Raw genomic sequence first — 22,824 nt, forward strand, 5'->3', positions numbered from 1 at the left:
CTCCTACTTGCACACCTTAAAATAATTAGCAAGAATACGAGTTAAAAATTGCATTTTCGTCTTTTATCCTCTATACTAACTATACATATTAGTGTACAAATCATAAGGGAGTAACCTGCAGCATGTCTGCGGTAATATCAACAGGCGCAGTCAATTGTATTGCTGGTATTACCTTAATTTGGTGAGACTTATGCTACTGGGGGACGACAGTAGTATGAGTCTTTTTTTACACTATTATATAATAAACTGCTCAGTTGAGCGAAGAAGGAGTGTTTATAATTGGACCAACAAGAGTCAGGGAAGAAGTATTTCACCATGGATGTTCCCGCCGTTGAAAATGAATTCCAAACGTCAACGACAGGCTTGACCGATGCCCAAGCCAAAGAACGTCTGGACCAATACGGCCCCAACGAAATCCAAGAAGGTGAAAGTAAGTCTACTTTCCAAAAGTTTATTGATCAGTTCAAGGACCTCATGATCATTATCCTGCTTATTGCAGCCGTGCTTTCCGTTGTCCTGGAAGGCTATGAGGGGATGGTCGACGCGATCATTATTCTTGCCGTTGTTATTATTAATGCCATTCTTGGGGTTATCCAAGAGAACAAGGCTGAAGACGCTATTAATTCATTGAAGGAAATGTCTTCGCCCCAAGCCAATGTCCGCCGTGACGGTGAAATTCGCGCCATTGATTCGCGCGAAATTGTGCCTGGCGACGTTGTTTTACTAGAAGCAGGGAATGTCGTGCCAGCCGATATGCGCTTGATCGAAAGCAATTCCTTGCAGATTGAAGAAGCGGCCCTTACCGGGGAATCTGTACCTGTTACTAAGAACTTAGAATTGGTGGACGACACAGCAGCTATCGGGGACCGTAAAAATATGGCCTTCTCCTCCACTAACGTCACTTATGGTCGCGGCGCCGGGATCGTTACTGGAACCGGTATGAACACAGAAGTCGGCCATATCGCGACCATGCTAGATAATGCCGAAACTAAGAAGACGCCACTCCAGGAAGACCAAGATAAATTATCTAAATTCCTTACCGTGGCAATCATTGTTATCGCTGTTATTATCTTTGTGGTTGGTTTAGTCCAAGGCCGCTACTGGGTGGACATGCTCCTAACTGCGATTTCAATCGCCGTTGCTGCCCTTCCTGAAGGTCTGCCAGCCATCTCAACCATTATCCTCGCCCTGGGGACACAAAAGATGGCCGACCGCAATGCCCTAGTTCGTAAATTACCAGCCGTTGAAACCCTGGGTGGGACTGAAGTTATTTGTTCCGACAAGACCGGTACCCTCACCCAAAATAAGATGACCATTGAAAAGGTCTACTACAATGGCCAAATCCATGATGCTAGTGAAGATATTGACTTCGAAGAACCTGTCTTCAAGATCATGAACATGGCGAACGACACCACGGTTTCAGCTGACAAGAGCCTAGCTGGGGACCCAACCGAGACAGCCATGGTTCAATTCGGGATCGACAAGGGCTTCCAACTCGATGAAGCGCTCCAAGCCCAACCTCGGATTGGTGAAATCCCATTCGACTCTGAACGTAAGATGTCAACTACTGTTCATCCAAGCTCAGACAAGGCTCAAGGCCAATTCGTTGTCATGACCAAGGGTGCGCCTGACGTTATTATTGACAACTGTGACTACTACTATGAAAATGGTCAGATCCACGAAATGACCGAAGCCTACCGTGACAAGCTCTTAACTGCTAACCACGATATGGCTGTTGAAGCCCTGCGTGTCCTCGCTATGGCCTTCAAGTATATCGACCAAGAAGCCGACGAGTATACGAGTGAAGAACACGAACGTCATTTGGTATATGCTGGTATGGTCGGTGAAATCGACCCTGAACGTCCAGAAGCTAAGGACGCGATCGCTACCGCTAAGGCGGCTGGTATCCGGACCGTTATGATCACGGGTGACCACCAAACAACAGCTGCTGCCATTGCAGAACGTTTAGGTATCATTACTGAAGAACACGATGAATCTGCAGTAACCACTGGGGCCTACCTCGATACCATCGATGATAATCAATTAGAACAAGAAGTTGAACAATACTCTGTTTATGCTCGGGTTGCTCCTGAACATAAGGTAAGAATTGTTCGCGCTTGGCAATCTAAGACCCATAACAAGGTTGTTGCCATGACCGGTGACGGGGTCAACGATGCCCCATCCCTCAAACAAGCCGACATCGGGATTGGTATGGGGATCACTGGGACAGAAGTGTCTAAGGGTGCTTCCGACATGGTACTGGCTGACGACAACTTCGCCACCATTGTCCATGCGGTTGAAGAAGGACGTAAAGTCTTCGCTAACATCCAAAAGGCGGTTCAATACCTCTTATCAGCTAACCTGGGTGAAGTTATGACCCTCTTTATTGCAACCTTTGCTAACTGGACTATCCTGGAGCCGATCCACATTCTTTGGATTAACTTGGTAACCGACACCTTCCCAGCCATTGCACTTGGTCTGGAAGAAGCGGAACCTGACGTGATGGAACACAGACCGCGTGGCCGCCGAACCAACCTCCTATCAGGTGGGGTTCTGGAAGGGATCATCTACCAAGGGATCTACGAAGGTGGTATTACCCTCTTCGTTTACTGGTATGCTATCAACAAGATGCAAGTTGAACATGTCGATGCGGAAGCGATGGCCTTCCTAACCTTGGCCTTTATCCAGCTCGCCCACGCCTTCAACTGTAAGTCTGTTTACCGGTCACTCTTCTCAGGTAATCCATTTAACAACAAGGCCTTCAACTTGGCCATCCTGGTCTCTGCTGCCATGCTGATCATTACCGTCTTTGTGCCAGGCTTAAACGATGCCTTCGGTACCATCCACTTGGTTAATGATCCAAATGCCGGTCAAATGTGGACAGTTATCATTGTTGCTGCCCTGTCTATCATTCCTTACGTAGAGATTATCAAATTCTTCCTACGTCAATCCGGCTATGCAGCCAAGTCAGAAGATCATAAATAAGAAGCAAAGCCTTTGAATTGGCTTAAGCAAAAAACAGAGCCTCCTGTCCAAAAGACGGGAAGCTCTGTTTTTGTGTTGTAGAGATCAATTAAATAAAGAGATCCAAAATATCGGCCAGAGACTTTCCAAAGATGGTCTTCCCTTCCTCTGCTTCGGCCTGCTGAAGGGCCTCTTGGCGGTAGCCATTGCTATGGAAGTGGATGGTCTGGTCTTCATGAGTTCTCTCTTCTTCTTTCGCTGGCTGCTTATCTGCTGTCTCTGGCAATCTTTCTAAATAGGCATAGGAGAAACAATACTTAGCCGGAAGGACGGCTTGGGACTGACCATGGTTGTCATAGCAGCGAAATTCCAAGTCCCCCTGGTCATTATAGCGATAGGCGTAGGCCAGAAGCCAGTGGTTACCATAGGGAGACCCTAGGAGACCTGCTGTTCCCACAATAAAGGGTCCATAACCTGCAGCCATTAAGTCAGGGACTTTAACTTCTGAAAAGAGGCCGACCTTGACCCGGTAGCCCTGGGGTCCCAAGAGACTGTCTAAGCCCGAATAAATATTCCAAATAAAGGTGCCCTTGTGTAAGTGCTTGTCATCGACTAACTCTTGGCTGGCCCCGAGTAAGCGGCCAGGATCCAAGGCCCGTCCCGTATCAGCCAGGACACGGTCATGGACTAAGGCAGCAGTGACATAGGACCCACAGATTCCAGGCTCCTCGCGGTTAATCCAACTTCTATATTTTGCAAAGCGGTCTGCTGGCAGACCCTGCCATTGTTCAACCATTCATTTCCCTCCATATTGCGAATATCATATCCCTATTCTACCATTCTTACTTGCCTTTGTCAGAAGATGAGGATTGGAGGCTGGAACAAAATCTCCAGCCTCTTTTTAACCAACAAAACTTTTTCAAAAGTCAGGCCTGAATGACTTTTGTCACACTCGCTTGATTTTAGAAATTCTTTGTACTTCTCTAGCTATAACGTGGTATCATAATAACTAATGATAAGTTATAAAGGAGGAGGTGATTCGCATGAAGACCCTCTCAAGCGATCGTTTACCCTGGGACCTGCAAGCCCTGCTCTTAATGATCTTATTAATCAGCAACTTCTTCCCCTTCTATATTACGGTCACCGTGATGACGGTCATCTTTATTATTTTAGGGGTCTGCGGGCTTTTCCGCCCCAGCTTTACGGATAATAGTGGGGTGATGGCAGCCTTTTGGATATTTATCGCTTACAATATTAGCATTTCCCTCGTCTATCAAAACTGGTTGGGTGTCCTCATATCTTTTGGCTTCGCTATCTACTTAATCTTTTTCAAGTATTATTTTGATGCCATCAAGCCTTATTTTGTGGAAGACTTGATCAATATCAGCCTTATCGCTAGTTTTATTCTTTTTATTTTTGCCCTGCTCGAGCACTTTCAGTTCATCCAGGAATGGGACTATACCTTTATTTCCGAGGCTATGGGCAAGCAGCATGCAGACCGGGTCGAAGCGACTTTTTTTAATCCGAATTACTATGCTATGATGCTTGAATTCTTCATCATTATTGGCCTCTACAAGTTGACGCGGACCAAGAAATTGCGAAAGAAATTAGCCTTCGCCTTCATTACCCTCTGTAATCTGTCCGCTATCTTCTTTACTGGAGCTAGGACTAGCTTTATGGTCGTTATCGGATCAATCGTCGTCTTCTACTATGTTTACGGCTACCACAAACAGGCCCTGGTCAGCTTAGGGCTGATGGGGCTAGGCGTTCTCGGTCTAATGGTGACCGACCTCTTCCCCCGCATGGACTCCCTATCTTGGGCCTTGGGGGACCGGATCCATATCTGGCAGACAGCCTTGCGAGCGCTCCGCCACAACTATCTCTTTGGTCAGGGACCCTTGACCTACTTGCAGGTCTGGAACGAATATCCGGGGGGAAAATCAACCATCCATTCCCACAGCATCTACCTGGACCCCCTCCTCAGCTATGGGATTGTCGGCTGCAGCATCCTCTTTCTCCCCTTCTACCGCTTTGCTAGCTTGATTAATACCATGAGAAAGTATCCTGCTCTTCGCTTGCGCTTGGCCCTGATCTGTTCTTTTATTTCCATTGTCCTCCTCCACGGTCTCCTGGACCTGACGATCTTTTGGATCCAGACCAGCTTCCTCTTCCTTATCATTGTCCTACCGATTAAGAATATGATTCAAGAAGCCGAAGCCGGACTCTATCCCGAAAAATAAAAAAGAAGCCTTGACCCTTTCAGTCCAACTGATTGGTCAAGGCTTCTTTTAATATGATCATTGATTGCTCAAGTTATTAGCCCTGTCCTACATTTCATGCGGTGCAGCGACACCGAGCAGGTTCAAGGCGGCTTCTAAAACAACCGTCGTTGCTTTAACGAGGGCTAAACGTGACTCTAAGCCTTCATCCTCTTCAAGGATACGGTTGTGGGCATAGTAGCGGTTAAAGTTCTGAGCGAGGTTGATCGCATACTTAGCAATCACGCTTGGCTCATAGTGACGGTAGGCCTTTTCAATGGTTTCTGGGAAGTCATTTAAGGCCTTGATAATGGTATAGGCTTCTGGGTCTTCCAAGCTATAGTCAGCCGCCAGGTCAAGCTCGCGACCTGACTTGCGCAAGATGGAATGCGCCCGAGCATTGGCGTATTGGACATAAGGCCCGGTCTCCCCTTCAAACTGGACAATTTCACTGAGTTTGAAGTCAAAGTTATTCATCCGGTCATTCTTCAGGTCGTGGAAGATGACAGCACCGACCCCAACTTGGTGGGCAACCTGGTCTTTATTGGCTAAGTCTGGATTCTTTTCTTCAATTTGTGCTTCCGCTAGGCGGATGGCTTCATTGAGGGCCTCCTCGAGAAGGACAACTTTACCTTTACGGGTGGAGAGCTTCTTCCCATCCTTGGTCACCAGACCGAACGGAATATGGTGGATGTCATCGTACCAGTCGTAACCCATTTCTTTGAGGACCGCCTTCAATTGCTTGAAGTGGATGCTTTGCTCATTACCCACCACATAGAGGGACTGAGCAAAGTCATAGTGATCCTTGCGGTAGAGGGCAGCGGCCAGGTCGCGGGTCATATAGAGGGTCGCTCCATCTGACTTTTTGACTAAGGCAGGGATCAGGTCATACTTGTCTAAGTCAACAATCGTCGCCCCATTATCGACCTTGAGCAGGTCCTTTTCTTCCAAGAGGTCGATGACCCGGTCCATCTTGTCATTGTAGAAGGCTTCGCCCTTGTCGGAATCGAATTCAATGCCTAACATGGCATAGATGCGGTTGAATTCTTTGAGGGACTCGCTTCTAAACCAACGCCAGAGGGCTAATTCTTCTTCCGAACCTTCTTCCAAGGCCTTGAAAGCTTGGCGGCCCTTGTCGTTTAAGCTCTCATCTTTCTCGGCTTCTTCGTGGAACTTCACGTAGAGGCGTAAAAGTTCTTGGATTGGATTCGCCCGGACTTCTTCTTCTGTTCCCCATAAGCGATAGGCAACGATTAATTTCCCGAACTGCGTCCCCCAGTCGCCCAGGTGGTTGATCCGAATGGGGTTAAAGCCGACCTTGGCCAAAATATTCCCAATCGCATTCCCAATCACCGTAGAACGCAGGTGGCCCATGGACATGGGTTTTGCAATATTCGGGCTAGACATATCGATGGTGACATTGCCGCCGTGGCCTAAGTCCTGTTGGCCGTAATCTGACCCCTGGCTGAGAATTTCTTTTAAGACTTGCTTAGACACTTGGTCCGGCTTGAGGAAGAAATTCAAGTAAGGACCCACTGCTTCAACCTTGTCTAAAGCAGGATCATTTATCTCAGCTGCGAGTTCTTGAGCAATGGCTTGGGGTGCCTTGCGCAAGGCCTTGGCTAAGAGGAAGCAGGGAAAGGCAATATCGCCGTGGTCACTATGCTTAGGAGTTTCGAGGGCAGCTTCGATCTGATCCACATCCAAGTGGTCAGAAACTGACTCATAAATCACTTCGGCAACATGATGTTTTAAATCCATAACACAACTCCTTGTCTTTTTGGGTGCGGATTTGAGCACCTCTTTCATCTTAACTATTTTAGCATAGAATCTTCTATACTTATAGCACCTACCAAACCACCACACGATTTTCTTTAGCTAGGTACATGGGATCGCCCTCCTGGATGCCAAAGCAAGTATGGAAAGCGTCGATATTCTTGACTTGGACATTAGCTCTCAGTGGACTTGGGGCATGGACGTCCATATTGAGCAGCAATTGCTTGTATTGGTCCCGAGCTTTTTGGCACCAGATCCTTGCCCAATTAATGAAGAAGGCTTCTAAGTCATAATCTTTCTCGTGCTGGCAGGCCTCAAGAGCCGCTTGGAGACCGCCGGCATCGGCAATATTTTCAGAAACCGTCATCCGCCCATTCACTTGTCCTCCAGCAAAAGGCAAGCCGTCGAATTGGTCGACCATTTCTTCCGCTTTAGCAGAAAAGACCTCATAATCTTGCTCTTGCCACCAATTGGTCATATTCCCTTTTTCATCGAATTGGGCCCCATTGTTGTCGAAGGCGTGGGATATTTCATGGGCAATCACGGCTCCAATCCCCCCATAGTTCTGGCTCCGGCTCTGGTCAATGGCATAGAAGGGCGCCTGTAAGATAGCCGCAGGGAAGCAGATATGGTTGAAACTTGGATTGTAGTAGGCATTGACCGTCGCTGGTGACATCCCCCACTCGGTCCGGTCAACCTCTTGGCCATAACGTCCCAATCGGTCAGCAATCTTTATCCGGCTGAAGACTTGGAGGTTGCCGTAGAAGCTGAGCTCAGGGTCTACCTTGAATTTGCTGTAGATGTCAGGATAAGTATCCGGATAGCCGACCAAGATATCGATGGCGTCGAGCTTGACAATGGCCTTGTCAATGGTTTCAGGGCTCAACCAATCGTTAGCTTCTAAGCGTTTCTTGTAAACTTCAATCATTTCCACAACCATTTGGCGGACATCTTCACGGGCTTGGGAACCAAAATGCTTCTTCCCGTAATAGAGCCCGATGACTTGGTCAAACATGGCTGTACTTGCATAGAAGGCTTGTTTCTCCTTGGATAGGGTCTCAGGATTACCGGACAGGGCCAGGCTGTACTGGCTGCCGATCTGGCGCATTTCTTCACTGAGGCAATTCGACGCCGCATTGACCACTTGGACGAGCAGCCAAGCTTTCATTTGGTCGAAGGAATCGGCATTAACAAGCTCATCAAAATGCTCAAAGAAGACTGGCTGGGTCACAATCACCTGGTCCGGCACTTGACCTAAGAGGGCTTCAAAGTAAGCTTTAAAATCAAAGCTAGCCGAATAAGCTTGCACCTGGTCCATCGTTCGTGGGTTATAGAGCTTAGGATAGTCCGCTAATTCCTCATTGCTCTTCATATACTGGGCCAAGGAGCGGTCAAAGGCCAAGGCACGAGCGGTGACTTGGTCCGCTTGACCGATCCCACAATAGCTCAATAATTCCTCGGACTGCTTGGCATAGACAGCTAGTAAGCTTTGGCCCGCTTCGTTTCCTTCTTCATAATAGGTCGTGTCTGGCAAGACCAAGCCAGGAGTATCCAGGTAGAGGGTATAGTGGTCGGTATCCTTCATATCCGCTTCCACACTGATCGCAAAGGGCAGGTCATTATTCTTAAGGGTCCAGTCTTTTGCAAAGGTCTGTAAGTCAGCCAAGTTCTCCAAGGCTTTGACTTGGTCAATTTCTTCTTCTAAGGGCTGACTCCCTTGAGCTTCGCGCCCCTCGAAATCGAGGGCCTTATTGTAATAGGCCACGAATTCTTCCAATTCTGGCTGGTCCAAGGCTATCTTGCCCTCGCGCATGGCTTGGCTTTCTTCTAATAAGAGGTCTTCCATCCGGTCTCTTAAACTGGTAAAACCGCCTGTAGCTGGCTTATCAGCAGGAATCTCCGCTTGGGCTAGCCAGTCTCCATTAACTGCTAGGTAAAGGTCATCTTTAATCGAATCGTAATCGATAGTCATTATCGCTCTCCCTCTCCATATAGTCTGTACCCTCTATTTTAACATACGGACTCGGCCCCTGACCTTTTAAAGTTTACTAAAAAGCAGTTTTACTCACTTTTGCTAGCTAGTAACTAGTGCCTATGATAAAAATATTATCCACTTCAACCTGTGAATTTATTTACAAATACTTGTAAACGCATACATTTATAGGTACAATTAATAAAGGAAAGTCACTGTAGAGCTAGGAGGAAATTTACATGTCCAAAGAACTGATCACTTTCTTAGAATACGAGTACCGGGTCCAGCCCGGCCAATATTTCCAATTTGATTATTCCTTTACTGAGGATTATTTAATTCGCAATGTCATTATTGACCAGGATGATGTCTTCACTAAATTGTTAACCATCTATCCGATTAACGAGACCCGCGATTTCGTTATGTACATGGAGCAGAACCAAGAAGGCTCACTCTACCGAACCAATTATTCCCTCAAATTAAAGGAAAATTCAGACGTCTATGAAGCCATCCTGCCCAATTTTAATTAAGCAAAAAGCAGCAAAGTCTCCCACTAAACTTTGCTGCTTTTTTATTTGATTTCTAATTGGTCCGGATGAATATTTAAAACCTCTGCTATTTTTAATACATTAGCATAAGAGGCATGGTAGAGATTATTGGGGTCTTTCTCATAATTGGCAATGGTCCTGGTCGTAATATGCACAGCCTGAGCCAATTGTTCCTGGGTCATTCCCCTACTCTTGCGCCAATCTCCTAAATATTTTCTTTTCATAGCAAGCCTCCTCATATGAATTATATAGTTAGGGTATATGTAAGTCAAATTTATATGCCTAAAATTCTAAAATATCGAATTATAATTCTAATAAGTAGAAACGAAATAAATTTCATGAATTTAGTTTCATTATTCATATGAACGTGCTATGATTAATATAAATACTAAGGAGGGTTGCCTGTGTTAGCAGAAAATTTAAAATTTTTGCGCGAAAAAAATAATTACTACCAAAAGGATATCGCCAAAAAGCTCAACCGTAAAACAAATTCAACAATTTCGGACTGGGAAAATGGTAAGTATACCCCATCCCTGGTCGAAGAATTAGCCGCCATATACCATGTCGGCATTGACGAGCTCTTGAAAGAAGATTTACGAGAAAAATACCAGAGTCCTAGCGACCAACTCATAGAAATTTATGAATCCCTAGATACCGATAAACAAGCTCAGCTGCTTCACTATGCCCAAGACTTAAAGGAATAAAAAAGAGAATCTACCCACTAGCAACTAGTGACGTGTAGATTCTCTTTTATTGTGTTCAATTTTATTAGGGGCGCAATAAGACTTCCAGGATGGCCTGCTAACTTGCTCTAATCATCCAAGCCTAACCGACAAGTCTCACACCCTATAGTCGGGTTCGGTCGCGCAGCTTCCTTGTCAGTTCACAAGTCTCCGCCGCAGTCTTGCAGACTGCTCTGGTGACTTGCTTCAGTGAAAGGAAGCTACCCGCGCTCCCTCACACCCTGTAGTCGGGTTCGAGCGCACAGAAGTGGCTTCTCTTCACAAAAGTCTTTCGAAGGCTTCCAGCCTTCTCTAGTCTTTTGCTCCAGAGGTCCACTTCTACCCGTGCGCTCTCACACCCTTGTCTAGTCGGGTTCAGGCTAGCAGAAATAGCTCCTCTTCATCAAAAGCCGCCGAAGTCTTTTAGACTTCTCTGGCTTTTGGTGAAGAGGTCTATTTCTCCCGCTAGCCTTCACACCCTGTGTAGTCGGGTTCGCAGTTGCAGACTTGCAGTGACTTCACCCAATCGGAACGATCGGCTAAAGCCGCTCTTTTCCGTTTGGGCTCCAGTCATTCAAGTCTGATCGCAACTGCTCACACCCTTATTTAGTCGGGTTCGGGCTGGCAACTTTCGTGTCACTTCACAAGTCTCCGCCGCAGTCTTACAGACTGCTCTGGTGACTTGCTTCAGTGAACGAAAGTTAACCGCCAGCCCTCTCACCCTTATTTATTAGAGAAGTTTTCCCAGTCTTTGAGGAAGCCTTCGATTCCGGAGTCGGTTAGGGGATGTTTCCATAATTTAGGGAATAATTTGCCTGGGATGGTAGCGATGTGAGCGCCGCGTCGAACGACTTCTTCAAAGTGAGGCAGGGTCCGGATGCTGGCGGCAATAATTTCCGTATCATAGCCATAGAAGTCCAGCATGTCTCGAATATCAGAAATCAGGGCATAAGCGTCTGTCCCTATATCTTCTAAACGACCGACAAAAGGACTCACATAGCTAGCTCCAGCCTTGGCAGCCATGACCGCTTGGCTGAGGGTAAAGACCAGGGTTACATTGGTCTTGATGCCTTCTCCTGCCAATTGGTGGACGGCAGCCAGGCCAGCTTCGGTCATGGGGATTTTAACGACTACATTATCTGCCCACTTAGCCAATTCACGTGCCTCTTTGACCATACCTTCTGTATCTAAACTCACCACTTCCGCGCTAACAGGCCCATCGACAACGGAACAAATTTCCTTAATCACTTCCTCAAAAGGCCGTCCCTCACGCGCGATGATGCTGGGATTAGTTGTTACCCCATCCACCAAGCCCAAAGCAGCGATGCGTTTAATTTCATCCACATTGGCTGTATCTAGGAAAAATTTCACCTGATCTCCCCCTTATAATCATTTTCTAATTTTATATCCTCATTCTACCACACCCTGCCAAGACCTAACAAGCCATATCCCAGTTAAAAAGTTTTAGGCAATTGAAATATAAATGTTGGCAGGGATTTCAAGTGTCTTCCTATAAAAGCTGAGCATAGTCGCAAGCTTGCTAGGTAGAATGAGAAAATAATAAGATAGTGATTGAGCAATAAATATACAAGAATTGATATATCTTTAGCTTCTTGCTTTTGCTTAAACCTTTACTCCAATATTTTAAAACTGAGTTTGCCTCTATTTTTACAAGATTTCTTTACATATCAACAGTTATTCCGTATAATTTTGCTTATGTAGAAAGTATTAATTTTTTCTATATGAACAATGATTAGCTGAATCTATATTTAGCAGTAAAGGAGACGGTTGCTATTCGATAAGGAGTGATTTTTGGGGTTCTTGAGATGTTGCGAGATATAAAGAAAAGTTAAGTTAAAGGAGTATTTTATGGCAAAAAAATATTACGATGAAAATGGAAATGAAGTGAAACGCGGTGGCTGTCTTAAATGGATTGGTATAGGTATAATAGTCATTATTGTTCTTATTATTCTTGGGGCTATTTTTAGCAATGGAGAAAATAATTTAGATATTGCAGATTCAGGAGACAATCAGACCTCTCAAAATCAATCAGTTAAAGAGGGGAAAAAATCATTAGCAGTTGGTGATAGCGCAGAAATTGATAATATTAAATTCACTGTTAATAGTGTTGAATTTACAGATGAACGAAATCAATTTGCAGAATCTAATCCTGAACGCGTCATCAAAATTAATTATACTCTTGAAAATGGTCAGGACGAGGATTACGCATTTGGTATCGATACCCAACTCTATGTTGATGGTAAAAAAGCGAATACCTACCCTCTAGGAGGCATAGATGGAGACATTGGTTTTGGGTCTGTATCAGCTGGACGAACTGTAGACAGTTCCGTTTACTATGGTGTAGATGGCCAAGATATCGAACTAGAATGGCAGCCGATGTTCAGCACGAAGGATAAAGCTATCTGGAAATTGAGCGAATAAATACAAACCCACTTCCTTATATGATTGGAAGTGGGTATTTTTTAATAAACAACAAACATTCAATATAGCTTATAGCTTTTCATTACTAGCTTCCTTTAGATTGACTATGTTAATATAAGTAGGAGTAGTAGCAATCATTCTGCAGCAAATGAGAAAATTTATTTTCTTTCTCTTTATTGTAGCAAAAGGAGACGATAGGCAATGGATATTCTATCCAAAGAACAACTTTATGAGCTCATCACTACTGAAAGCAGGTACCGTATGTCTAAAGAGCTAGGCATTAGTCAGAATACGCTGTCCAACTACGCCAATAAAGTGACTCCAATCGGGAAAATGTCTTTAGATAACGCTATTAAACTGACTGCCTATGCTAAGAAATTACAGAGCGAAGCTTAAGGAGGCAGAAGAATGTCTGAAGTAAAAAACGAAAAAAATTCAAGAGAGACAAGTAAAATTAATAAAAAAGCAAATTAAACAACATCAGGATGTATTTATTCGCTTAAAGGATAAGTAAGCAGTTCCAATCATTAAAGTGATTGGTATTAAATGACGAAAATTATCTCGAGCCAAGTGTGAATAAAAAGTTCAACTTCCCCTCAGCTATCCAAAGACTAAATCTCCAGTTCCAGCACACCAGAAAAGTGTGCTTTTTTGTATTTACAGGCACCCTATAAATTCCCAGCTAAATAAAAAAAGTCCAGGGTCGTCTGATGGATGGACCACCACGACAACACTGGACATCTCTAGCTATTTTATAAAAATTGCCGCACAGATTTTTTCTTGGGACAATCTAAGGGGCAAGATTTGAAGAGATTAGCGAGGACAGAGCTAAGAAAGGCCTGTCCATCAGCATCCTATCAAGTTCTAGCCGACAGACCCTTCCATTTCATAGGAAATCAGCCGGTTCAATTCAACCGCATATTCCAATGGAAGTTCCTTGGAGAAGGGTTCTACAAAGCCCATGATGATCATCTCAGTCGCTTGGGCTTCGGTAAGGCCCCGGCTCATGAGATAGTAGAGCTGTTCTTCTGAAATTTTGGAGACCTTGGCCTCGTGTTCCAGGTCAACTTGGGAGTTATGGATCTCATTCATCGGAATAGTATCTGACTTGGAGTCCTTGTCGATCAGGATAGTATCGCATTCAATGTGGGACTTAGAACCCTTAGAATTTTTACCAAATTTAACATCCCCTAGGTAGTCGGTGATTCCTGACCCCTTGGCGATCGACTTGGAGATAATGGAAGATGAGGTATGAGGGGCATTGTGGATCATCTTGGCCCCAGTATGTTGGTGCTGGCCTGAATTCGCAAAGGCGACAGACAACATGGTTCCCCGGGCTCCTTCGCCATCCAAGTAGCAAGATGGGTATTTTTGGGTAAGCTTGGCGCCAAGGTTGCCGTCTACCCATTCCATGGTCGCATTTTTACCAACCTTGGACCGTTTGGTAACCAGGTTGTAAACATTGTCCGACCAGTTTTGGATGGTGGAATAGCGGCAGTAACCGCCTTCTTCAACGAAAATCTCAACAATAGCGGCGTGCAGGCTGTTGGCCGAATAAGTTGGGGCGGTACAACCTTCGATGTATTCCACAGAGGCCCCTTCGTCAACAATAATTAAGGTCCGTTCGAACTGCCCCATACTTTCGTCGTTCATCCGGAAGTAAGTTTGGAGTGGGATGTCAACCTTAACGCCCTTAGGCACATAGATAAAGGTCCCCCCTGACCAGACACTGGAGTTGAGCGCCGCTTGGAAGTTATCCGATGGGGGCACTAAAGTGGCGAAATATTTTTTGAAGAGTTCAGGATATTCTTTCAAGGCCGTATCGGTATCGGTGAAAATAACCCCTTGGTCTTCATAAATCGCCTTGGTGTTGTGGTAAACGGCTTCAGATTCATACTGGGCCACGACCCCGGCTAGGCTATCCCGTTCAGCTTGAGGAATACCAATCCGTTCAAAGGTTTCTTTAATCTTTTCAGGGACATCATCCCAGGTTCTGGAGTTCGTATCTGACTTCTTCTTATACAGGGTAATGTCATTTAAGTTTAAGTCGGAGATATCTGGGTTCCAGTCCGGAATGTGACTGTTTTGAAAGCGTTTAAGGCTTTTGAGTCGGAAGTCTAACATCCACTCAGGTTCTTCTTTTTGGGCGGATATTTCACGGATGACTTCCTCGGTTAGGCCGGTATCAATCCCAATTTCAACTTTGGAATCCACATCGTCGTGAAAACCATATTTATAATCATCAATTACTGGAAGTTCACTCATTTATTCGTCTTCCCCCTCTTCTACATCTTCTTCAACTGTTTCTTCGTCACTATGAATACCTTCTTGGAGGGCCTGCCAACCTAAAGTGGCACACTTGACCCGGGCCGGAAACTTGCGGACTCCAGATAGGAGGGAAGCTTCGCCGAGTTGGTCATGGTAGTCAGTGTCCTCATCCAATTCAGGCAAGGTAATCATTTCATTAAAATTCTGAGCTAAGCTAAGGGCTTCTTCCACAGTCTTGCCCTTAATTAAGTCCGTCATCATACTAGTACTTGCCGTAGAGATAGCACAACCTTGGCCATGGAAGGCGAGGTCAGTGATCTTGTCATCTTCGATCTTCAAGTCTAGGAAGATGACGTCACCGCAAGTTGGATTGAGCATTTCAATGGTCTGAGTGGCCTGATCCAAAGCCCCATGGTGGTGGGGGTTTTGGTAGTGGTCCACGATGACGGCGCGGTATAGATTTTCCATTTTAGATAAAGCCATCGGTGAAAAATTCCTCCACTTCTTTTAAGGCGCTGACTAAGCGGTCAACATCAGCTTTCGTGTTATAGTAAGCGAAACTCGCCCGGGCAGTTGCCCCTTGACAGAGTTCCCGCATCAATACCTGGGCGCAGTGGTGGCCGGCCCGGACAGCAACGCCCAGTTGGTCAAGACCAGTTGCCAGATCATGGGGGTGGACCCCTGCCAGGTTGAAGCTAATCACGCCATGGTGGTGGTCCGGATCAGCAGAGCCGTATATAGCCACCGCCTCATAATCAGCTAGGGCGGCCATAGCATAGCGGGTGAGTTCTTTTTCGTGGTCAGCAATGGCCGCCATCCCACCGACGCTCTCAATCCAATCGAGAGCCGCCGAAAAGGCAACCACACCGGCTATATTTTGCGTTCCGCCTTCGAATTTGTAAGGGAGCTCTGCCCAGGTACTTGACTCGCGTTGAACCAGGGTAATCATCTCGCCCCCGTATTCCAAGGGTTCCATGTCTTCGAGAAGCTCGCGCTTGCCATAGAGGACGCCAACCCCGGTCGGTCCGTAGACTTTGTGGGCACTGAAGCAATAGAAGTCGCAGTCCAGGGCCTGGACATCAACGGGTAAGTGGGCCGCTCCCTGGGCCCCGTCCACTACGATATAGCCCTGGTTATCATGGATTACTTGAGCCAGGGCTTGGATATCTTGGGCAGACCCGAGCACATTGGAGACATGGGAGATAGCCAGGATCTTGGTCCGGTCGCTTATCGCTTCCTTCAGATCTTCGGCTGTCCAGACCCCCTCCTGGTTCATCTCCAGATAGCGCAACTTAGCCTGGTTACGCTTAGCCGCCTCTTGCCAAGGGATAAGGTTGGAATGGTGCTCAATAGGCGAGATTAAAATTTCATCGCCCGCTTCAAGCACCTTGTCCGCAAAGCTGCGGGCAATCCAGTTGAGTCCCTGAGTCGTGCCCTTGGTGAAGATAATTTCTTCTCTTTGAGCGGCATTGATAAAGGCCTGCACCTTGTCGCGAGTCCTTTCATAGGCCTCGGTTGCCCGGTTGGCTAGGGTATGGACCCCGCGGTGGATATTGGCATTGTCGTGGAGATAATAAGCTTCTAGGGCATCAATCACTGCCTGAGGTTTCTGAGTGGTTGCTGCATTATCCAAGTAGACCAGGTCTTCATCATTCACTCGTTGATTGAGAATGGGGAAATCCTGATAAATATTAGTCATTGTCAATAGCCATCAACTTCTTATCTATAATTTCAATTAATTCTTCACGCATTTCTTGTAAAGGAATCGCTACAATCACACTACCTAAGAAGCCACGAATTACTAAGCGTTGGGCTTCTTTGCCGGAAATCCCCCGGCTCATCAGATAGTAGAGTTCTTCCTGGTCGACCCGGCCCATGGAAGCGGCGTGGCCTGCCGTCACATCATTTTCGTCGATCAATAAGATAGGGTTGACATCGCCCCGCGCCCGGTCAGAGAACATCAGGATCCGTTCTTCTTGTTGGGCGTCAGCGCCGACTGCCCCGCGGTAGATGTGGCCAATCCCATTAAAGGCCAAGCGTGAGCGGTCGAGGATGACCCCTTTTTGGTAGATATGACCGACGCTATGGCGGCCATAGTTAGAAACTCGGGAGTTGACCCCTTGCGTTTGCTTGCCATCCGAGATGCCGACCACATTCACATAGCTGACCGAGCCATCTCCGATCAATTCAGCATTGTAGTCAGCGACCACATTACCATCGTTAAGCATACCGACGGCCCAATCAATCCGCGCTTCAGGGCCACAGTGACCGCGGCGTGTGATAAAGCCCGTCGTATTTTCGCCGAGTTCGTCCAAGGCAGCATAGTGGACTTCCGCATGGTCAGCCGCAATGATTTCGGTCAAGATATTAGCCGAATTGGCTTGGTCGCCATGCGTTTGGAAGCGTTCCACAAAGCTGAACTTGGCATGGGCTTCTGCCACAATCAAGACATGGTGGTTATAAGCCAAGTCTTGGCTGGCATCTTGGAAGGCGTTAACCACAATCGGTTCTTCAACCTGCACATTTTCAGGAACATAGAGGAAGACCCCACTATTCATATAGGCCGTATGGTAAGCGGTAATCTTGTTGTCGCCTGGTTTAGCGGCCTTGGTCATATAATAGTCCTTGAAGAAGTCTGGATAGGCTTGCATGGCTTCGAAGATATCCATCAAGATAACCCCTTGGTCCTTCAAGTTCTGGCTCAAGTCCAAGCTCAGGGTCTGGTCGCCGAATTGGTTCATGAGGGCTTCTTGGCCATGGTGTTGGTAGCGCTCATCCAATTCAAAGTCTGTGGTCCCTTCCCCCTGGATCTTGGCTCCATAAAGAGGCCAGCGTTTGACATCCATCTTAGGGGTATCAGGTAAGTCTAAGTGATCAATATTTTGAAAAGCTTTCTCTCTCAAGGCAAGTAAAAATGCAGGTTCCTTTTTAGCTTGGGAGAAGGCTTGTATGGCTTGCCAGTCTTTCTGGCTCATTTGTTCTGACATAGAATCCTCCCTTATCAGCTAGTCTTCATCCAATTCGATGTTAAGCTCTTGTGCAAGGCCCTTGTAGCCTTCCGCTTCTAGTTTTTTAGCCAGCTCAGCATCACCAGATTTGACTACCCGGCCGTCCATCATCACGTGGACATAGTCAGGCACGATATAGTCTAAAAGACGTTGGTAGTGGGTAATGATGAGAGAGCCAAACTTATCACCACGCATGGAGTTCACCCCATTGGCAACAACCTGTAAGGCATCAATATCTAATCCAGAATCAATCTCATCTAAGATAGCAAAGGTCGGTTCAATCATCAGCATCTGTAGGATTTCATTGCGTTTCTTTTCCCCTCCTGAGAAGCCTTCATTGAGGTAACGTTCTGCCATTTCTTCAGGCATTTCTAAGACTTCCATCTTCTCATCGAGCTTTTTGATAAAGTCCATGACGGAAATTTTATCGTCTTCTGGTCGTCTGGCATTGATGGCTGCACGCATAAATTCCGCATTAGTAATCCCTGGAATTTCAGAAGGATACTGCATAGCTAAGAATAAACCAGCTAGGGCCCGTTCGTCGGTTTCCATTTCCAGGATATTCTCGCCATCTAATAAGATTTCACCTGAAGTGACTTCAAAGGCTGGGTGGCCCATGATGGCTGCAGATAGGGTAGATTTTCCTGTCCCGTTAGGCCCCATGATGGCATGGACTTCCCCCGTGTTGATGGTTAAGTTAACCCCTTTTAAAATTTCATTCTCTTCTACTGAAACATGTAAGTCTTTAATTTCTAATGTCGACATAATGCCCTCCTTATAAAACAATCGTTAGTCTCTTCTTATTCTAGTCTATTTGATAATACTTTTCAAATATGTGAACCAGAAGACTGTCTGACTCGTCATTGACTCGAACCATTCTAAATTAATTCTAGCCTTAAGGGATCGATTCGCGCAGCGGAAAGCGTTTTAACTTCGCCATTTTTTAGTTATAATGACTAGTAGTGATTGATAGAAAGGAAAAGCGTAATGCCTATTGATGTTGAATCTCTATATAACCGCCGTAACGATAGCCCCTTCAATCGGACACTTGTTGGCGACCTCTTAGAAAATCTCGGCCATAACCGTCCCGATGACACCGCCCTCGTCGCTGGACCGGGCGCCTATAGTCTCCCCGACCACCGAGCGTTGAACTATGGGACTTATAATCGCAAGGCTAACCAATTTGCCCAGGGGCTCGACCAGCTCGGCCTTAAACGAGCCAGTCGTATTCTCTTTATCTGTGAAAATTCGACGGAGGCCCTGATTGCTAAGTTTGGAACGGCCAAAGCCGGCATGGTCTCGGTACCCGCTAATCCCAACTTCTCAGAGGATGTCATGGCCTATGTGATTGACCTGACCCAGCCCTCTGTCCTCGTCATCGATGCCGAATTTATCCATAAATTCGATAAGCTACTAGCGGACTGCAGCTTCCAAGTTAAGCTCGCCATCCCAATCGGTGGACAAGTCGCCGCTTCCTACCAGGACTTTAACGCTTATTTAGCCGACCAGCCCAGCCAGCAACCGGACCGCTACCCCCTCCATGGCGATGACATTTGGGAGATCCTCTTTACTTCAGGAACGACCTCCTGGCCCAAGGGCGTCATGATTAGCCACCATTACAGCTACCATGCGGCCTCTATCTACGGCATGCACATGAGCCGAGGCGTGGACCAAATCCACCACTACCGCGTGGCCTCCTTCCTCCCCCTCATCTACCACTGTGCCGACCTCACCCTGGCTATTTCCGCCATGCTCTATGGCGGCACTTTAATTTTTGGACGCCGGCAACACGCTCAAGAAATGGCCCAAGTCCTGGCCCAGAGCCAGGCCACGGCGCTCTGGACGGGGCGGATTGATATCATGGAAGCAGTCTTTGCGGCAGCTGACCAAGAAGACCTAGACCTGACGAGCCTTAGCTGTCTGCTCTACGCCTATTCTCACTTAGAGACTGAACTTTATCAAAAGATCCAAGCCCACTGCTCGCCCCAGGTCCAAGTCATCAATTCTTTCTCCCAGACCGAAGTTCTTGCCGGCTTTAGGCTCTACCATGCAGGCAATGAAGCCCTCTTAGCCGACCATCCAGGCGAGAATGTGATTGGGACGGCCGATGCCCGGCTCCAACAAAAACTGGTCAGCCCAGACCAAGCGACGACTGGCGAGGTCGCCTACCGGTCTCCAGCAGCCTTTTCGGGTTACTATCGCAATCCCAAAGCTACAGAAGAAGCTATCCAGGATGACTGGTTCTGTTCCGGTGACCTGCTAAAGCTAGAAGCAGCTGACCGAGCCATCATGGTCGACCGGAAGAAGGATGTGATTAAGACGGGCGGCGAGAACGTCTCCTCTGCTCGTGTAGAAACTATCCTCCTCCGCCATCCTGAGATCAAACAAGCCGCCGTGGTGGGAATGCCTGATTCTTATTGGGGTGAAGCTGTCACGGCCGTGGTCGCTTCCGACACACTCAGCCCAGCCGATGAGAAGCGCTTGATTGGTTTTTGCCACGACCAGCTGGCTGGCTTTGAATGCCCCAAACGCATTTATTTTAAGCCCCACTTAGACGAATCGATCGGGGGTAAAGTTAAAAAAGCCTCCCTCAAATCTTGGATAAGGAGTAAAGAAAATGAAGAATAAAATTACCATTATCGGTAGCGGCTTTATGGGCAAGCAAATTGCTGCCTCCTTCGCCAATGCCGGCCTCGCAGTCTGTCTGGTCAAGTATGGCAAGGCGAGCGAGGAGGACATGGCCCAGATCCAGACCACCTGCCAAAAATTAATCCACCATAAGGAAGACAATGGAGCTCTCAGCGTCATTAGCTATCAAGACTACCGCCAAGAAGGACAGGATAGCGGCCTAGTGATCGAATCCATTATTGAAGACCTAGGAGCAAAGAAAGCCTTATTGGCAGACCTGAGCCAGTTTATCGGTCCTGAAGTGATCTTAGCCAGCAATACTTCCAGCCTGTCCATCCAGGCCCTTTCGGCAGACTTAGACGCCAGTGTCCAAGAGCGCTTTCTCGGCCTCCATTTCTTCGCCCCGGTGACCAGCAATCCCCTGGTGGAAATCGTTCCCCACTCCGACTTTCCCAAAGACAAGCTACAGAAGCTCTGCCAATGGCTCAGTGACCGGGTGGGCAAAAAATATATTATCGCCCAGGATGTCACAGGCTTTGTCGCCAATCGGATCGCCTTCTACAGCAACTATGACATCATGTACCGGGCAGAAACTGAAGACTGGCTGCCTAGTCAGACCGATGCCCTGTCCGGTAAGTACCTGGGCCGGACCAAGATGGGCCCCTACCGGCTGGTCGACTATACAGGCTTGGACCTTTTCGAACAGGCCCTGGCCAACTACCAGGAGGATCCGACCTGCCAGGACTTCTTCCCTCCCCGCTCAGCCCATCGCCCTCTCCTAGAAGCCGGCTACTATGGGGATAAGGTCGGCCAAGGCTACTACAAAAAAGACCAGGGCAAACGTTACCACTATAACTTCCAAATGCAAGCCTACGAAGCCACCAGCTTCCCCCGCTTTGACATTATGGATGACTTAGACCAGCTAGACACTAGGGACCGTTTCCAAGCTATCCTAGATGTTGAAGATCCCTATGGCCAATTTATGGCCCAGAGCCTGGTCAACCTGCTCGCCTTTGCCGCTCAAAATGTAGGTATCGCCTGCCAGGACTACCGGGATATTGACCGGGCTATGGTTTGGGGCTACCAATGGACATACGGCCCCTTCCAGATCTGGGACTTGATCGGCTTTGACCGGGTGAAGGACCTTCTAGCCAAGCGCCAGGACACGCTACCTGACTGGCTGGAAAACTTCCAAGGCCCCTTCTATCCCGATAGTCACTGCCTGGCCCGCCACCAGTCCTTGGCAGCTTATGACAAAGACCTGATCCTCGACCTGGGGGCGGATTATAGGCTCTACCAGGGGCCCAATCAGACTTTGGTCTTTAGCCTTGAAGCCAAGAACAGCGTCATTAATTTAGATTTGTTAAAGGGCTTGGACCAAGCCCTGGACCGCCTGGAAGACTCACCGGCTATTGGTCTGGTTATTTACAGTCCCCAGGAGCATTTTTCTCGAGGCTATGATGTCAAGGCCTTTGAAGCCAGCATTGCCCAGGACCGCGTCGTTGAAGATTGCCAGATTTCTTTTGATCTCGGCCATCGCATTATACAGCGGATGAAATATAGTCAGAAGCCGATCGCTGTGGCCTGCCGGGGCTACTGCCTGGGTGGGGGAGCCGAACTTGCCCTCCACTCCAGCCGGATTTTTGTCAGCCCCCAAGTTAAGATGGGCCTGCCTGAAGCCAACTTAGGCCTCATTCCTGGAGCAGGGGGCCTGGTCGAGCTAGCGGAACGCATTTATACAGCAGATATGACCCGGATGGAGCGCAAGAACCGCCTGCTCGCTTGTTTCGAAACAGTCGCCTATGGGAAGATTTCGGCTCACGCTAAAGAAGCCCGAGAGCTAGGCTATCTCACCAAGGAAGATGTCGTTGTGCCCAACGAAGACTACCTCCTCGAAGCCGCTATCGACTGGCTCACTTACCAGGGCCGCTACCAGAGCTTCCGCCCTCAATTTCCACAATCTTATCCTGTTTTGGGCAAGGAATTCATGGCCCTGGTCATGGGGACCACCCAGAATTGGCGGCAAGGTCTCTTTATTAGCGACCATGACAAGTCCCTAGCCGATGCTATTGGTCAGGTCTTAGCTGGTGGAGAGCTCGCCATGGAGATCCAAGTCTCCCGCGAGGACTTATTAGAAGTCGAAAAGACCGTCTTTACCCAGCTGTTAACTAGCCAAAAGACCCAGGACCGTATCCAACATTTTGTCAAGCACAAGACCATCTTGCGTAATTAGAAGGAGGA

General features: G+C 47.3%; 18 protein-coding genes. 8 read left to right on the forward strand and 10 right to left on the reverse strand.

Annotated elements, in window-relative coordinates; translation table 11 throughout:
* The first annotated feature begins 315 nt into the window (after positions 1-315).
* Positions 316-2,985, forward strand: a complete 2,670-nt coding sequence (locus AWM72_RS00415) for a cation-translocating P-type ATPase (RefSeq protein WP_067976465.1) — start codon at positions 316-318, stop codon at positions 2,983-2,985.
* Between the two features lie 88 nt (positions 2,986-3,073).
* Here AWM72_RS00415 and AWM72_RS00420 read toward each other — a convergent pair whose 3' ends face one another.
* On the reverse strand, positions 3,074-3,760 hold the full coding sequence (locus AWM72_RS00420; protein ID WP_067971578.1) for a hypothetical protein: 687 nt from the start codon (positions 3,758-3,760) through the stop codon (positions 3,074-3,076).
* 247 nt (positions 3,761-4,007) lie between these two features.
* Between AWM72_RS00420 and AWM72_RS00425 the strand changes: the two genes are divergently transcribed.
* The gene (locus AWM72_RS00425; RefSeq protein ID WP_067971581.1) at positions 4,008-5,204 is read left to right on the forward strand and encodes an O-antigen ligase family protein; all 1,197 of its coding nucleotides are present in this window, start codon (positions 4,008-4,010) and stop codon (positions 5,202-5,204) included.
* An 87-nt stretch (positions 5,205-5,291) separates the two neighbouring features.
* On the opposite strand, the gene argS is transcribed toward AWM72_RS00425, so the two are convergent.
* The gene (gene argS, locus AWM72_RS00430; protein ID WP_067971584.1) at positions 5,292-6,983 is read right to left on the reverse strand and encodes an arginine--tRNA ligase; all 1,692 of its coding nucleotides are present in this window, start codon (positions 6,981-6,983) and stop codon (positions 5,292-5,294) included.
* Positions 6,984-7,071: 88 nt separating this feature from the next.
* Positions 7,072-8,970: a M13 family metallopeptidase gene (locus AWM72_RS00435; RefSeq protein WP_067971586.1), complete on the reverse strand. Its 1,899-nt coding sequence runs from the start codon at positions 8,968-8,970 to the stop codon at positions 7,072-7,074.
* Between the two features lie 239 nt (positions 8,971-9,209).
* Here AWM72_RS00435 and AWM72_RS00440 point away from each other — a divergent pair, with 239 nt between their 5' ends.
* Positions 9,210-9,497, forward strand: coding sequence for a hypothetical protein (locus AWM72_RS00440; protein WP_067971588.1), 288 nt, complete (start codon positions 9,210-9,212; stop codon positions 9,495-9,497).
* A 41-nt stretch (positions 9,498-9,538) separates the two neighbouring features.
* Here the strand turns inward: AWM72_RS00440 and AWM72_RS00445 are convergent, their stop codons facing one another.
* A complete protein-coding gene (locus tag AWM72_RS00445) occupies positions 9,539-9,739 on the reverse strand; it encodes a helix-turn-helix domain-containing protein (protein ID WP_067971590.1) in 201 nt (66 codons plus the stop codon).
* A gap of 180 nt (positions 9,740-9,919) precedes the next feature.
* Here AWM72_RS00445 and AWM72_RS00450 point away from each other — a divergent pair, with 180 nt between their 5' ends.
* The gene (locus AWM72_RS00450) at positions 9,920-10,219 is read left to right on the forward strand and encodes a helix-turn-helix transcriptional regulator (RefSeq protein WP_067971593.1); all 300 of its coding nucleotides are present in this window, start codon (positions 9,920-9,922) and stop codon (positions 10,217-10,219) included.
* Positions 10,220-10,960: 741 nt separating this feature from the next.
* Here AWM72_RS00450 and fsa read toward each other — a convergent pair.
* Positions 10,961-11,608, reverse strand: coding sequence for a fructose-6-phosphate aldolase (gene fsa / locus AWM72_RS00455; RefSeq protein ID WP_067971595.1), 648 nt, complete (start codon positions 11,606-11,608; stop codon positions 10,961-10,963).
* A 498-nt stretch (positions 11,609-12,106) separates the two neighbouring features.
* Here fsa and AWM72_RS00460 point away from each other — a divergent pair, with 498 nt between their 5' ends.
* Entirely contained in the window at positions 12,107-12,679 is a 573-nt protein-coding gene (locus AWM72_RS00460) for a DUF4352 domain-containing protein (RefSeq protein WP_067971596.1), read from the forward strand.
* Between the two features lie 261 nt (positions 12,680-12,940).
* Positions 12,941-13,075, forward strand: a complete 135-nt coding sequence (locus tag AWM72_RS09605; protein WP_257721373.1) for a hypothetical protein — start codon at positions 12,941-12,943, stop codon at positions 13,073-13,075.
* A gap of 468 nt (positions 13,076-13,543) precedes the next feature.
* Here AWM72_RS09605 and sufB read toward each other — a convergent pair whose 3' ends face one another.
* The 5 genes from sufB to sufC are packed head-to-tail and all read right to left on the reverse strand — an operon-like array spanning position 13,544 to position 18,720.
* Positions 13,544-14,944, reverse strand: coding sequence for a Fe-S cluster assembly protein SufB (sufB, locus tag AWM72_RS00470; protein ID WP_067971600.1), 1,401 nt, complete (start codon positions 14,942-14,944; stop codon positions 13,544-13,546).
* Positions 14,945-15,430, reverse strand: a complete 486-nt coding sequence (gene sufU / locus AWM72_RS09450; RefSeq protein WP_067971603.1) for a Fe-S cluster assembly sulfur transfer protein SufU — start codon at positions 15,428-15,430, stop codon at positions 14,945-14,947.
* Positions 15,417-16,646 (reverse strand): aminotransferase class V-fold PLP-dependent enzyme, encoded by a 1,230-nt coding sequence (locus AWM72_RS00480; protein WP_067971605.1) that lies wholly within the window; start codon positions 16,644-16,646, stop codon positions 15,417-15,419. Before AWM72_RS00480 ends, sufU begins: the two co-directional genes overlap by 14 nt.
* Positions 16,639-17,934 (reverse strand): Fe-S cluster assembly protein SufD, encoded by a 1,296-nt coding sequence (sufD, locus tag AWM72_RS00485; protein ID WP_067971608.1) that lies wholly within the window; start codon positions 17,932-17,934, stop codon positions 16,639-16,641. The genes AWM72_RS00480 and sufD overlap by 8 nt, the downstream gene beginning before the upstream one ends.
* Before the next feature lie 18 nt (positions 17,935-17,952).
* Entirely contained in the window at positions 17,953-18,720 is a 768-nt protein-coding gene (gene sufC / locus AWM72_RS00490; RefSeq protein WP_067971615.1) for a Fe-S cluster assembly ATPase SufC, read from the reverse strand.
* Positions 18,721-18,942: 222 nt separating this feature from the next.
* Here sufC and AWM72_RS00495 point away from each other — a divergent pair, with 222 nt between their 5' ends.
* Together AWM72_RS00495 and AWM72_RS00500 are read left to right on the forward strand one after the other, a co-directional pair.
* A complete protein-coding gene (locus tag AWM72_RS00495) occupies positions 18,943-20,583 on the forward strand; it encodes a class I adenylate-forming enzyme family protein (protein WP_067971620.1) in 1,641 nt (546 codons plus the stop codon).
* Positions 20,573-22,816 carry a 3-hydroxyacyl-CoA dehydrogenase/enoyl-CoA hydratase family protein gene (locus AWM72_RS00500; protein WP_067971622.1) on the forward strand — a complete coding sequence of 748 codons (2,244 nt, stop codon included), beginning with the start codon at positions 20,573-20,575 and terminating at the stop codon, positions 22,814-22,816. Before AWM72_RS00495 ends, AWM72_RS00500 begins: the two co-directional genes overlap by 11 nt.
* The last annotated feature ends 8 nt before the right edge of the window (positions 22,817-22,824 follow it).

The sequence above is a fragment of the Aerococcus sanguinicola genome, assembly GCF_001543145.1.
Classification (GTDB): domain Bacteria; phylum Bacillota; class Bacilli; order Lactobacillales; family Aerococcaceae; genus Aerococcus; species Aerococcus sanguinicola.